Annotated in this window: 10 protein-coding genes; 1 reads left to right on the top strand and 9 read right to left on the bottom strand. The window is 39.1% G+C overall.

Annotated features, from left to right (window positions below; all coding sequences use genetic code 11):
* Positions 1-84: 84 nt before the first annotated feature.
* Positions 85-1,160 (bottom strand): IS3 family transposase gene (locus tag ACUR5C_RS06785; protein ID WP_454465036.1). Its coding sequence is split into 2 segments (ribosomal slippage): positions 85-911 and positions 911-1,160, totalling 1,077 coding nucleotides; the frame shifts between segments, so codons are not numbered across the junction.
* Between the two features lie 158 nt (positions 1,161-1,318).
* Here ACUR5C_RS06785 and ACUR5C_RS06780 point away from each other — a divergent pair.
* Complete coding sequence (locus ACUR5C_RS06780; RefSeq protein WP_454467599.1) at positions 1,319-1,687, top strand: endonuclease domain-containing protein; 369 nt, start codon at positions 1,319-1,321, stop codon at positions 1,685-1,687.
* A 258-nt stretch (positions 1,688-1,945) separates the two neighbouring features.
* On the opposite strand, the gene ACUR5C_RS06775 is transcribed toward ACUR5C_RS06780, so the two are convergent.
* The 8 genes from ACUR5C_RS06775 to ACUR5C_RS06740 all read right to left on the bottom strand — a co-directional run bounded on the left by ACUR5C_RS06775 (position 1,946) and on the right by ACUR5C_RS06740 (position 13,281).
* Positions 1,946-3,328 carry a phosphohexomutase domain-containing protein gene (locus ACUR5C_RS06775; RefSeq protein WP_454467598.1) on the bottom strand — a complete coding sequence of 461 codons (1,383 nt, stop codon included), beginning with the start codon at positions 3,326-3,328 and terminating at the stop codon, positions 1,946-1,948.
* A gap of 110 nt (positions 3,329-3,438) precedes the next feature.
* Positions 3,439-5,088 (bottom strand): glucose-6-phosphate isomerase, encoded by a 1,650-nt coding sequence (gene pgi, locus ACUR5C_RS06770; protein ID WP_454467597.1) that lies wholly within the window; start codon positions 5,086-5,088, stop codon positions 3,439-3,441.
* Between the two features lie 2 nt (positions 5,089-5,090).
* Positions 5,091-5,972, bottom strand: a complete 882-nt coding sequence (gene galU, locus ACUR5C_RS06765) for a UTP--glucose-1-phosphate uridylyltransferase GalU (RefSeq protein WP_454467596.1) — start codon at positions 5,970-5,972, stop codon at positions 5,091-5,093.
* An 88-nt stretch (positions 5,973-6,060) separates the two neighbouring features.
* Positions 6,061-7,464 (bottom strand): mannose-1-phosphate guanylyltransferase/mannose-6-phosphate isomerase, encoded by a 1,404-nt coding sequence (locus ACUR5C_RS06760; RefSeq protein WP_454467595.1) that lies wholly within the window; start codon positions 7,462-7,464, stop codon positions 6,061-6,063.
* A gap of 283 nt (positions 7,465-7,747) precedes the next feature.
* Positions 7,748-8,755, bottom strand: a complete 1,008-nt coding sequence (locus ACUR5C_RS06755) for an NAD-dependent epimerase (RefSeq protein ID WP_454467594.1) — start codon at positions 8,753-8,755, stop codon at positions 7,748-7,750.
* 61 nt (positions 8,756-8,816) lie between these two features.
* On the bottom strand, positions 8,817-10,097 hold the full coding sequence (locus ACUR5C_RS06750) for a nucleotide sugar dehydrogenase (RefSeq protein WP_454467593.1): 1,281 nt from the start codon (positions 10,095-10,097) through the stop codon (positions 8,817-8,819).
* A 50-nt stretch (positions 10,098-10,147) separates the two neighbouring features.
* Positions 10,148-12,073, bottom strand: a complete 1,926-nt coding sequence (locus tag ACUR5C_RS06745) for a polysaccharide biosynthesis protein (RefSeq protein WP_454467592.1) — start codon at positions 12,071-12,073, stop codon at positions 10,148-10,150.
* A gap of 32 nt (positions 12,074-12,105) precedes the next feature.
* Entirely contained in the window at positions 12,106-13,281 is a 1,176-nt protein-coding gene (locus tag ACUR5C_RS06740) for a DegT/DnrJ/EryC1/StrS family aminotransferase (RefSeq protein WP_454467591.1), read from the bottom strand.
* Positions 13,282-13,285 lie beyond the last annotated feature (4 nt).

Genomic DNA, 13,285 nt, shown 5'->3' with positions numbered 1-13,285 from the left:
AAGGGGGAGGGCAAAAGCTGTAAATCCCGCCCCTTAGAAAAGAGGTGTAAATACCCCATTCTTAGCACAACTCACTCATAGAATTTAAATAGCTAATTTATATTCCACAGGCGTCATATCATTCAATGAATCATGAGGCCTTTCTGTATTATAAAGCGTTATCCAGTTTTCGGTTATATCCATCACTTCTTGTAAATTCGTAAAAATATACAAATCTAAAACTTCATGTCGATAGGTACGATTAAACCGTTCGATATAAGCATTTTGATAAGGGCAACCTGGCTTGATGTAATCAATCGTGATCTTGTGCCGCTTTGCCCATTGCATAAACTCAAACGAGGTAAACTCTGGACCATTATCAACTCGTACTTTTTTAGGGTAACCATGCCAAGCTGCCAATCTATCAAGATAACGAGTAACCTTTGACGCTGGCATGCCTGTACCAATATCAATGCCTAACACTTCACGGTTATAATCATCGATGACATTAAACGTTCTAAAACGCACTTTATTGTGTAAAGTGTCACTCATAAAATCCATCGACCAAACTTGGCCAAGTTTGTTAGGAACGGCTAATGGCTCAGGTTGACGAGGTGGAAGTCGTTTCTTATTTTTTCTCCTTAGGTTTAACTTCATTGCCGTGTAAATACGGTAAACACGTTTGTGATTCCAACGATACCCTTTAGCTCTGAGGCGCTTATAACATTTAGGAAAGCCCCAGCGTTGATGCTTTTCAACCAGCTGATTGAGTGCGTCAATAATCTCACCATCGTTTGATAATTGGGGTTTGTAATAATAAGCGGTACGACTCATGCCTGTTATTTGACAGCTGAGGGCAATACTAATGGTGTAAGTGGATTGCAACTCTTTTGCCCAAACTTTGCGCTCAACAACAGGCACTACAGCTTTTTTATAATTTCTTCCTGTAACTGTGACTTCAAGCTAAGGTCGGCATACATTTGTTTTAGACGACGATTTTCTTCTTCTAACTCTTTTAAACGCCTTACATCCGACGCTTCCATGCCACCATATTTTTCACGCCATTTATAAAAGGTTGAATTGCCGATGTTGTACTTTCGGCAAATATCTTTTACTAACATGCCTGCTTCTGCTTCTTTTAAAATCGCCACAATTTGGCTTTCATTCATTCGTTTGCTCATGTGTAAAACCTCTTAGGTTAGTTTAAAGAAAATTCTACGGTTAAGCTGTATTATTTTAAGGGATAGTTACAGAGGGAGAACAAATACTTGCAATTAATAACAATCAATCACTATCATTTCTTACGGAGAACACTAGAGATACGATTCAAGGACGAGAAATGAAAGAAAATAATACGATTTTTAATAAAAAGAAATACAAAGCTTTAAGAACTCTTTTGCGCAAACAACAAACCTTTCAAGAAAATATTCTTTGGGGCAAGATACGAGGCAGGCAGCTAGGGTTTAAGTTTCGCCGCCAGCATGGCATAGGAAACTATATAGTTGATTTTTACTGTCCAGAGAACAAGTTAGTGATTGAAATTGATGGTGATAGCCACTTTAATCACGAATCGGTTAAAAAAGATCATAAAAGAGATACCTACTTGAAATCTATTGGTATAACAGTTCTAAGGTTTACCAATTTGGATATTACGGAAAATATCGACAGCGTTTTAGAAAAAATAAAACAAAGTTTAGACCCCCTCTAGCTCCCCCTTGAAAATGGGGAGGACTAAAAGCAGTTAATCCTCACTAAAAAAGGGTAACTAAATCCCTCCCCTTTTCAAGGGGAGGTTAGGTGGGGTTATACAAACTTAATCGCTAGAACATTAGCCTAATGAATGACTGTTTAACCTTTCAGCTTTTAACCCCCTCTAGCTCCCCCTTAAAAATGAGGAGGACTAAAAGCTAATAATTCCCTTCTGAAAATAAGAAAAAATAAAATAATAAAACTCAGTTAGCACTCTTTAATCTGTAATGAGCGCCGATAACTCTTCGGTTTTAGCTTGCATTAGCTCAAAATCTCCGCGGGTTTCCAAGTTTAAGCGAATTACCGGTTCGGTATTAGAAGCGCGTAAATTGAATCGCCAGTTTTCAAAAGTCATACTAATACCATCAGTCCGGTCAATTTCTAAAACACTTTCGGCATAATTGGCTTCAATTTTTGCTAGCGTCGCTTGGGTATCAGTTACCTTAAAGTTAATTTCGCCCGGAGAAGGAAATTTTTGTATTCTGGCTTTAACTAACTGTGACAAAGGCTCATTTTTTAAACTGACTAATTCAGCGACTAATAGCCAAGGGATCATACCACTATCGCAATAACCGAAGTCTCTAAAATAATGATGCGCGCTCATTTCTCCGCCGTATACCGCATCTTCTTGACGCATTCTTTCTTTAATAAACGCATGGCCTGTTTTAGACTGAATAGCAGTTCCACCACTTTTCTCTGCGAGCTCAATCGTATTCCAAGTTAATCGAGGATCATGAATAATTCGATTATCATTATTTTTAGCTAGAAAAGCTTCCGCTAAAAGCCCAACAATGTAATAGCCTTCTATAAATTCGCCATTTTCATCAAATAGAAAACAGCGATCAAAATCACCATCCCAAGCAATCCCAAAATCTGCGTTATGTTCTTTTACCGCGTTAGAGGTTACCGTTTGGTTTGGCTTTAAAATAGGGTTAGGTATTCCGTTTGGAAAGGTTGCATCGGCCTCATGATGGATTTTAACAAACTCTATAGGCACCTTTTTTTCAGCAAACACTCGCTCAAATTCATCTACCACATGGCCAGCGGCACCATTGCCAGAGTTAACGACTAATTTTAGCGGTTTTATATTGTCTAAATTAATATAGGTTAATAGATGCTCTACATAGGGTTCAAGAATTGACACTTCAACTCGCTCGCCGCGCTCATCAGTCCTAGTTTTAGCCGTATCGCCTTGTGATAGAATTGTCTCTGCCATTTTTTTAATTTCAAGCAAACCTGAATCCGATGAAATTGGGCGAGACTTTTCTCTTACTGGTTTCATTCCGTTATAGTCAATGGGGTTATGAGAGGCAGTGACTTCGATCCCGCCATCGGTTTCTAAATGCTGAACAGCAAAATAAACTTCTTCTGTTCCAGTCATACCAATATCAATCACATCACAACCTGCGTCCATAATTCCCTCAGCTAAAGCCAGCTTAAGCTCTTCACTGGTTTCGCGCACATCGCCACCTAACACAACTGAGTCGGGCTGGATAAATTCCGCGAAAGCTCGTCCTATGGCATAAGCTATTTCCGTGTTGAGCTCTTCTCCAAGTTTGCCTCGAATGTCGTAAGCTTTAAAGCAAGTCAGTGCTTTCATTTTTTTACCTTAGTTGTTAGCGCGTTTAATTTTTCATTAGGAATTGACTTTGATAGGCTCTTTCTAAATGAGGCTGCAGCTATCAAAATTTAAGTTTTTCACATTGTGAATCAGCGATTTTCTCTCAACAATTTGATTATTTTTTGAGTAGAAAGATCAAAATTTTCTAAATCCTCGTTTGACTTCATTGCAGAAAATAAATCATTAGACATAGATTTTCCTAACTCTACTCCCCACTGATCAAAAGGGTTTATATCCCACACAGAAGCCATGGCGAAAACCTTGTGCTCATAAAGTGCAATCAACTGACCTAAACTATAGGGAGTTAACTCTCGCAATAAAATAGTTGTTGAAGGATGTCCGCCATAACAAGTCTTGTACTGCGCATTATTCAACATTGAAGACTGTTCCGGGCGAGAAGTGTTACCCATAGCTAAAGCTCCAGACTGAGCTAAGCAGTTCGCAAGAGTTAACAAATGCTGCTTATCAAGCAGTTCTTTCTGAGCGGAGCTCACGTGAGCTCTTGTCGATAAACGTTTTATCGGTATTATAAAATCACTACTCAGCTTTACCTTTCCTTGATGTAATAATTGGTAAAAAGTATGCTGAGCATTTGAGCCAACTTGCCCCATTAAAATGGGCGAAGTTAAAAAATTAATACTTTCACCAGATTGATCAAATTGCTTGCCATTACTTTCCATTTCTAGCTGACTTAAAAATGTTGGCAAAAAGCGTAAGCGAGCATCATAAGGCAATACTGCGTGGGTATTAATTTGTTGAAAATTTACATTCCAAATACTAATTAAACCAAGCAACACAGGTAAATTAGATTCTAAGGGTGCAGAAGCAAAGTGATTATCCATTGCGTGGGCACCATTAAGCATTTCTCTAAATCTGCGCATGCCTATTTTTAGCGCGAGCACAAAGCCAGCACATGACCAGATGGAAAAGCGCCCTCCTACCCAATCCCACACCGGCAATTGATTAGAGGCCACTATTCCCCAGTTAGACATGCGGGTAGCACTGGCAGAAATTCCAATAAAATGCTTTTGCATTATTTCCTTTTCACAAGCGTGTGAAGACCGCAACCAGCTTCTAGCTGACTCGGCATTAGCAAGTGTATCTGCAGTAGTAAATGATTTAGAAACAACAACAAAAAGGGTTGTTTCAGGATTAAGTCTTTTAAACAGTTTTTCTAAATGAGAACCATCCATAGCAGACACAAAGTGAAAATTTAAATGACTTTCTTCTGAGAATTCATCTAGAGCACTGCAACCTAAAAGTACACCTATATCAGATCCGCCAACACCAATATTAACCACATCTGTCATTGGTTTATCAGTAACGCCCATCCAATTAGATGAAGTTATTTTCTGAATTAAATGCTCCATACTTAATAAAGCGCTCTGAACATCAATAGAAATATCTTTATCATGAAGATATAAACTATTGTTAGCGGGCAGTCTTAGTGCAGAGTGTAACGCCGGCTTATTTTCACTTACATTAACGGTTTCACCGCTCAGCATTTTTTTTATTTTTAACTTAAGTTCGCTTTGATTTGCTAGCGACAACAGCTGTGCAAGTACAGTTTGGGTTACTTTTTGCTTAGAAAAATCGACAATTAACTGATCAAAACTAAAAGTTAAAGCATCCACGCGCTCCTTGTCATTCAGTAGCAAAGACAAGGAAGTAGCCGAAAGCTTATCGGATGTGTTGCTTAATGTTTTCCACTCTTCACTTCTATCTATCTGAGTAGACATTGTTAGTACTCTAATGATTTAAGCAAGTTTTTAACTTCATCGCCCGTTTCCGGATGACGCAGTGCATATTCTAAAACAGCTTTAACGTAGCCAACTTTAGAGCCACAATCGTGAGACTTTCCTACAATATGAAATGCTTCAACGGGCTCATTTTTCATCAACATATCTATTGCGTCTGTTAACTGTATTTCATCGCCTTTTCCGGGTTTAATATTCTCTAACAATGGCCAAATGTTTTTTGACAAAACATACCGACCAACAACCGCTAGGTTAGATGGAGCCTCTCCCTTCACCGGTTTTTCCACAACACGAGTCATACTTTTTGACTCACCAGGATTTAATTTAATGTCGTTACAATCCACAACGCCATATTGAGAGACCAACTCCAAAGGAACTGGCTCTACCATTATTTGTGAAGCGTTATTTTCTTTAAAACGCTTTAACATTGCGGCTAAATTATCTTTGCGTAAATCACATGAAGCATCATCTATAATTACATCGGGCAATACCACAACAAAAGGATTATCTCCTACCAGCGGGCGAGCGATAGAAATAGCATGGCCAAGGCCTTTTGCTTCACCTTGGCGAACATGCATAATAGTTACCCCTTTAGGACAAATCGCTTGAATTTCATCTAGCAACTGCCTTTTAACTCTTTTCTCCAGCGTTGTTTCTAATTCAAAGGAAGTATCAAAATGGTTTTCTATCGAGTTTTTAGACGAATGAGTCACTAATATAATTTCAGTTAAGCCCGCAGCAGCACATTCATTAACAATATATTGTATTAAAGGTTTATCAACTATTGGCAACATCTCTTTAGGTATTGCCTTTGTTGCAGGCAACAGCCTAGTACCTAACCCTGCTACTGGAATCACTACTTTCATTGATTAACTTCACTTTATCTAAAATAGAAAAAAAAATGCCAGAACTAAATTTAACTAGTCTGGCAGTTTAAGTCACGCTTTGATCGAGTTATGCTCGACCATAATTATCTTCTAGCCTGACAATATCATCTTCACCCAAATAAGAACCTGTTTGCACTTCGATTAACTCTAAAGGTACTTTACCAGGATTTTCAAGGGCGTGAATTTGTCCTAATGGAATATAAGTCGATTCATTTTCTGAAACTAAAAAGGTTTTATCGCCATTGGTCACACTCGCAGTACCAGAAACCACCACCCAATGTTCTGCTCTATGATGATGCTTTTGGACACTGAGCTTAGCGCCCGGCTTAACCGTAATACGCTTTACTTGGTAACGATCGCCGTGATCGATAGAATCGTATTTTCCCCAAGGACGGTAAACCTCGCGGTGAATTTTCCATTCTTCACGATCTTGTGATTTGAGTTTTTCAACAATCTTTTTAACATCTTGAACCTGCTCTTTACTAGCAACCAACAAGGCGTCTTTAGTATCAACCACAACCACATCATCGAGACCGAGAACCGTCACTAAGCGCTCTTCTGCATGCACTAAACAATTGTGTGCATTATGCGTAACAACATCGCCTAGCGTGCGATTACCATGCGCATCTTTTTCACTCACATCCCAAATTGCCGACCATGAGCCAATATCACTCCAACCTGCATCTAAAGGTACTACCATGGCTTTATCGGTTTTTTCCATTACCGCATAATCAATCGACTCGCTCGGACATTGGGCAAATGCCTCTGCATCAATGCGAATAAAATCTAAATCTTGGTGAGTGTTCTGCATACTTTTTTGACAGGCACTCAAAATTTCAGGGAAATGCGCTTCAAGCTCTTCTAAATAGCGGCTTGCTTTAAATAAAAACATACCACTGTTCCAATAGTATTCGCCGCTATTAACATAATTTTGTGCCGTTTCTAAATTAGGCTTTTCTACAAACTCCTGCACTTGATAACCCCCTTGTTGCTGAGAGTCACCGCGGCGAATATAGCCATAACCGGTTTCTGGTGTTTTTGCCACAATACCAAAGGTCACTAGCGCGCCCTGCTCGGCTAAAACTTGAGCTTGCGCAACTGCACTTTCAAATGCAGCGACATCTTGAATAACATGATCCGCAGCTAAAACTAATAATAAAGGATCTTCATGTTGAGTTTGTGCATTGAGTGCCGCAAGCGCTATAGCCGGGGCGGTATTTTTACCCTCTGGCTCTAAAATAATGCTACCTTGCTGGTCGATATTTCGTAATTGCTCTGCCACTAAAAAACGGTGCTCGTTATTACAAATAACACTGGGTGCTAACGTATCTATATTATTTAGTCGGCCCACCGTATCTTGGAGCATGGTGTTTTCACCAACAATATTAATAAATTGTTTAGGGTACATTAAACGTGATAACGGCCAAAGTCGGGTTCCAGAGCCACCCGCCATAATTACAGGTAAAATCATAGGTTAGTCCTTTAGTAATTTTTTGATATGATAAATATTGTTTATAAAAAGTCATTAGAAAGCCATAGAGTTAAGTAAATTATTCTTATCTAAGGCTAAAATTTCGTTAAATTATAATTGAGCACTTTCGCTTTTGAATAACCATATAAATTACGGTAAATTATAAAAAAGCCCCAAATGCAGAGCAGTTTGAGGCTTTCATTGTGCTCATTAGCTATAAGAATAATCTAAAAGCGTTGGCTTTCCAACTATTCAGGCGCTTTAGCAGCAAACAAACAGTTTTTTATTGCTTAAAATATTCGCGGTACCATTCAACAAACCGGTTGATCCCCGTTTGAATTGGTGTATTTGGCTTAAAACCCACTGCGCTTTCCAACTCAGAGACATCGGCGCAAGTAGATGGCACATCACCCGCTTGTAGAGGCATAAAGTTCTTTTTCGCTTTCTTGCCAACAGCGTTTTCAATCGCTTCTACAAAATCCATTAACTTAACCGGCGCATTATTTCCAATATTAAAGACTCTATAATTAGCATAACTAGTGGCTGGATCGGGCTTGTCACCGCTCCACTCAGGATTACCACTTGGCGGGTTATCCATGACCCTAACTATGCCTTCAACAATATCGTCAATATAAGTAAAGTCACGGATCATGTCACCGTTATTAAAAATATCGATAGTTGTACCGTCTAATATTCCCTTAGTAAACAAGAACAAAGCCATGTCAGGGCGTCCCCATGGGCCATACACGGTAAAAAATCGCAGTCCCGTCGTTTTCATACCATACAAGTGGCTATAACTATGCGCCATTAGCTCATTAGCTTTCTTACTCGCCGCGTAGAGTGAGACTGGATGGTCGATATTATGGTGTTCAGAAAAAGGTTGTAAAGTATTCGCGCCATACACAGAACTAGAAGAAGCATAAACCAAATGATTGATCTTATTATGGCGCACGCCTTCTAAAATATTTAAAAAGCCAACAATATTGCTTTCCATATACACATGCGGATTTTCTAGCGAATAACGCACGCCAGCCTGCGCTGCTAAATGCACGACGGCATCAAATTTATTATCCTTAAAAAGCGCCTCCATAGCTGCTTTATCTGCAACATCCATTTTAACAAAGGAAAATCCGTCAAACTTCTCCAGCTTTTCTAGTCGTGCTAATTTAATATTGGGATCGTAATAGTCATTAATATTATCAATGCCAACCACGCTATCGCCGCGCTTTAAAAGATATTGCGTAACGTGAGAACCAATAAATCCAGCGGCACCAGTAACTAAGATATTCAATTGTTTGCTCCATTATATTCATTGCAAAGCAATACGAATAATAACGTTAGCTTAGTTAAACTTATATACGCCAAACATCTACACCAAGCTCGGCGAGCTCTTTGCGCGGCAAAATGCCTTTTAAGTCGAATAAACCACCGCCCTTTGCCAGCATCTTGGCAAAGTCATCGCTTTTAAGTTGTTTGTATTCTTTATGCGCTACGGCAGCTATCACCAGGTCACAATCGTTGACTTCACTCAGCTCACTTAACTCAACATTGTAGTATTTAACAGCCTCTGCCTTATCGGCCATAGGATCATGGACAATTGGCTGAACCCCATACCCTTTAAACTGAGTTATTAAGTCCGCAATTTTGGAGTTTCTTAAGTCTGGGCAGTCTTCTTTAAAAGTAAGCCCTAAAATAGCGACCTTAGCGCCTTTAACTTTTTTATCTTGTAAAATCAGTTGCTTAACGCAGCGCTCAACAATAAGTTTTGCCATATTATCATTAATACGACGGCCCGCTTGAATCACTTCTGGGCGATAACCAACTTGTTCTGCTTTATAGGTTAAGTAGTAAGGATCAACCCCAATACAGTGGCCTCCTACAAGACCCGGTCGAAAAGGTAAGAAATTCCACTTAGTTCCGGCAGCTTCAAGCACATCGAGTGTATCAATGCCCATGCGCTCAAAAATAACCGCTAATTCGTTCATTAAGGCGATATTTAAGTCTCGTTGAGTGTTCTCAATTACCTTAGCCGCTTCTGCCACTTTAATATTGGCCGCTTTGTATACCCCTGCAGTCACTACACTAGAGTAAACTTCAGCAACAATATCTAATGTTGCTTGATCTTGCCCCGCCACAACTTTTAAGATTTTAGTAAAGGTATGCTCTTTATCACCTGGGTTAATGCGCTCTGGCGAATAGCCCACAGTAAAGTCTTTGCCACAGACTAACCCCGACTCTGCTTCTAAAATAGGCACACAATCTTCTTCGGTCGCTCCAGGGTAAACAGTTGACTCAAATACCACTATGTCACCCCGTTTTAATTGCGCCCCAATCGTTTTAGAGGCCGATAACATTGGTCGTAAGTCTGGCTGGTTTGCGTGATTAATAGGCGTTGGCACAGCCACAATATGAAAATCTGCTTGTTTTAAATCCGCAGGATCGCAGCTGTAAATCACATCGGCTTCGGCTAAGTCGCTGGCTTCAACTTCCAATGTTCTATCATGCCCTTGCTTAAGCTCGCTAATACGCTGCTCGCTTAAATCAAAGCCTATCACTTGGTGAGACTTGCCGAATGCCACTGCAACAGGCAAGCCTACATAGCCTAAACCAACAACAGAAATTTTTCTATCCATTCAATTAACCCTAATAAGCTCTAAATTTAACTTTCCTATAAACAATGTAACTAAGTTAACGTTTTAAACCTAACCACATTATTTTTATCTTTATCTTCATGCCATAACAAGTCACACACAGCATGTTGCGGATTGTAGCCTGTAGGGAGCTTCAAAAGCATCTGAACTATTCCCTCGCAGTCCATTTCTTCACATAATTCATTTAATAATAACAGTGCTTTTTGCATTTCGTTCCAAGGTAGCGAAATTTCATTCGCCGACATAATTTTAGGGTGCTCCGTCCCCTCAACATTTTCGCCTACTAGAAGCTCTTCATATAGCTTCTCACCAGGTCTCAGGCCTGAGAACTGTATCTCGATATCACCATGAGGATTAGATTTACTTTTTACACTTAACCCCATCAAATGCACCATTCGCTCAGCAAGTTCAGATATTTTAACTTGATCGCCCATGTCAAGGACAAAAACATCTCCGCCTTTGCCTAAAGCCCCCGCCTGCAGAACTAATTGAGCAGCTTCTGGAATGGTCATAAAATATCGAATAATATCCTTATGGGTTACAGTAACAGGTCCACCATTTTTGATTTGCTCTCGAAACAAAGGCACTACAGAACCAGAAGAGCCCAACACATTACCAAAACGAACCATGGTAAAAAGCGTTTTTTCTTTACGGCTATTCACTGCTTGCAAAACAAGCTCTGCCAGCCTCTTAGACGCCCCCATCACATTGGTAGGCCGTACAGCTTTATCGGTAGAAATTAGAACAAACCGCTCGACACCAGCTTGAACAGCTGCTTCTGCGGCATACCAAGTACCAAAAACATTGTTACGGATTCCTTCTACTATATTATGCTCAACAATTGGAACGTGCTTATAGGCCGCTGCATGATATACCGTTTGAACATTATACTGTGACATAGCTCGTAATAATCTATTCCGATGTTGCACTGAACCAAGCAATGAAATTATTTTCGGTTTGTTTTTTTTCTTCTTAAGTAGTTTATTCAATTCTTTGTCTATCGAGTACAATGCAAACTCAGACAGTTCATACAATACTAAAACTTTAGGCTTTATCACTACAATTTGACGACATAGTTCAGCACCAATAGAACCTCCCGCCCCTGTAACCATTACAACTTTTCCAACAATACAAGATTGTAGTAGCTCTTTATTTGGTTCTACTGAATCCCTACCCAAAAGGTCTTCGATCTCAATTTCTTTGATTTCCTCAATATTCACATTTCCATTAACTATATCTTCAACACCAGCAATTGTTTTAACTTTTAATGGTAAAGGCTCAAGTAGTGTTAATATTTCACTCTTTCGTTTATGAGTAGTCGAGGGTAACGCTAATAGAACTCTTGATATGTTTTTATGGTGGATTAATGTAGAAAACTCTTTGAATGAAACAACCTCTAGTCCATTTATTTTTGAATGATGAAGATTCTTATCGTCGTCTATAAAAATAACAGGTTTATAGTAATCACCTTGCTCCAAGGCCGAAGCTAACTGTCGCCCTGCGGCTCCAGCACCATATATTGCGACATTCACTGACCTGATGTCTCGGCTTTCAATATATCCTTTCAGTAGCAACCTCGACCCACCAATTAGAATTGTAAGAAAGCTCCAGTACAAAAAAACATGAGTGATATCAAGTTGTCTATATATTCCTTTAAACGTAATTAAGAAACAAAGAGTGCTTAAACTAACTCCCGCTAACAATATAAAAATTGTTTTAATTCCTATGTATCGCAGAATAGCTCTATAAAAACCTAATTTTATAAATGTAAGTGTTGAAATAACCCCAACGATAAACAATAGACTTAAACTTGAACTATTTATTACCAATATATCTGAATTATCCAAGTTTACGGCGAAAATAATTGAAACTAAAATTGAAAATGAGTCATACGTTAAAGCGACGCCCCTTTTCACTGAACGAGGTGCATTCAAAACAGATTCAATAATAGTTTTCAATGTATTTTCCTTTTACTATATCAAGTGACAAACTATCTTTGTGCACTACTTAATACTTCAGCCAAAACATTACAGCTTTTTTGAATTTCTAACTCGCTAAGTGTAGGGTGTACGAGCATCATTATACTAGTATCTCCAAGTTCGCGCGCATTTGGTAAACGGGTTTTAGGACGAAAACAGGTGTTATCAAACGCTTTCTCTAAATAGACTTCCGAGCAGCTTCCTTGAAAGCAGGGTACACCTTTTGCGTTAACTTCTTCAACAATTCTATCTCTTGTCCACCCAGAATTTAGTTTGCTCTGTTCAACGAAAAAATAGTGCTTATACTCTGCGTGCTCTACTTCTTTGGGAACAATAACCCTTCTAATAAAATCAAAATCAGATAAGCAATTATCTAGTTTTTTAGCATTCTCTGTTCTTTTACGCTTCCATTCAGGCATCTTTTTGAGCTGAATTCTTCCTATTGCCGCTTGCATTTCAGTCATTCGCCAATTTGTTCCAAAACTTTCATGAAGCCAGCGAAAGCCTGGTGGATGCTCTCTATTATAGACAGCATCAAAACTTTTACCATGATCTTTAAACGACCACATTTTTGACCATAGTTCTTTATCGTTTGTGGTAACCATGCCGCCTTCTCCACCTGTGCTCATAATCTTGTCTTGACAAAAAGACCATGCACCTATATGCCCGATAGAGCCAACACTTTTCCCTTTATAAGTCGCACCATGCGCCTGAGCGCAGTCTTCTATAACATAAAACTTATGTTTTTTAGATAATTCCATTATAGGGTCCATATCAGCAGGCATTCCAGCTAAATGAACAACAATTACAGCCTTTGTCTTGTCTGTAATCACACCTTTTATAGTACTAGCTTCAATATTTTGACTATTTAAATCGATATCAGCAAAGACTGGCGTGGCACCGGCATTTACTACGCATGAGACTGAAGCTAAAAAGGTCCTTGGTGTTACAATAACTTCATCGCCAAAAGAAATGTTGAGCGCTTTCAACGCTAGATCAAGTGCCAAAGTGCCATTAGCTAGCGCAATGGCATAATTAGAAGTAGCGAAAGTCGCAAATTCCTTTTCAAATTTTCGACACTCATCTCCAGTCCAATAGTTCACTTTGTTACTTAATAGAACTTGTTTTATTGCTTCAGCTTCTTCAACTGTATAACTCGGCCATGACGCGAATTTAGTGTTTAACATTTGA

This window comes from Aliikangiella aequoris, assembly GCF_053709105.1.
This window is presented reverse-complemented; position numbering and strand designations above follow the sequence as displayed.

Coding starts and splice junctions, on each gene's coding strand:
- ACUR5C_RS06775 (WP_454467598.1), bottom strand. CDS start 3,328: ATGAAAGCACTGACTTGCTTTAAAGCTTACGACATTCGAGGCAAACTT.
- galU (WP_454467596.1), bottom strand. CDS start 5,972: ATGAAAGTAGTGATTCCAGTAGCAGGGTTAGGTACTAGGCTGTTGCCT.
- ACUR5C_RS06740 (WP_454467591.1), bottom strand. CDS start 13,281: ATGTTAAACACTAAATTCGCGTCATGGCCGAGTTATACAGTTGAAGAA.
- pgi (WP_454467597.1), bottom strand. CDS start 5,088: ATGTCTACTCAGATAGATAGAAGTGAAGAGTGGAAAACATTAAGCAAC.
- ACUR5C_RS06780 (WP_454467599.1), top strand. CDS start 1,319: ATGAAAGAAAATAATACGATTTTTAATAAAAAGAAATACAAAGCTTTA.
- ACUR5C_RS06760 (WP_454467595.1), bottom strand. CDS start 7,464: ATGATTTTACCTGTAATTATGGCGGGTGGCTCTGGAACCCGACTTTGG.
- ACUR5C_RS06750 (WP_454467593.1), bottom strand. CDS start 10,097: ATGGATAGAAAAATTTCTGTTGTTGGTTTAGGCTATGTAGGCTTGCCT.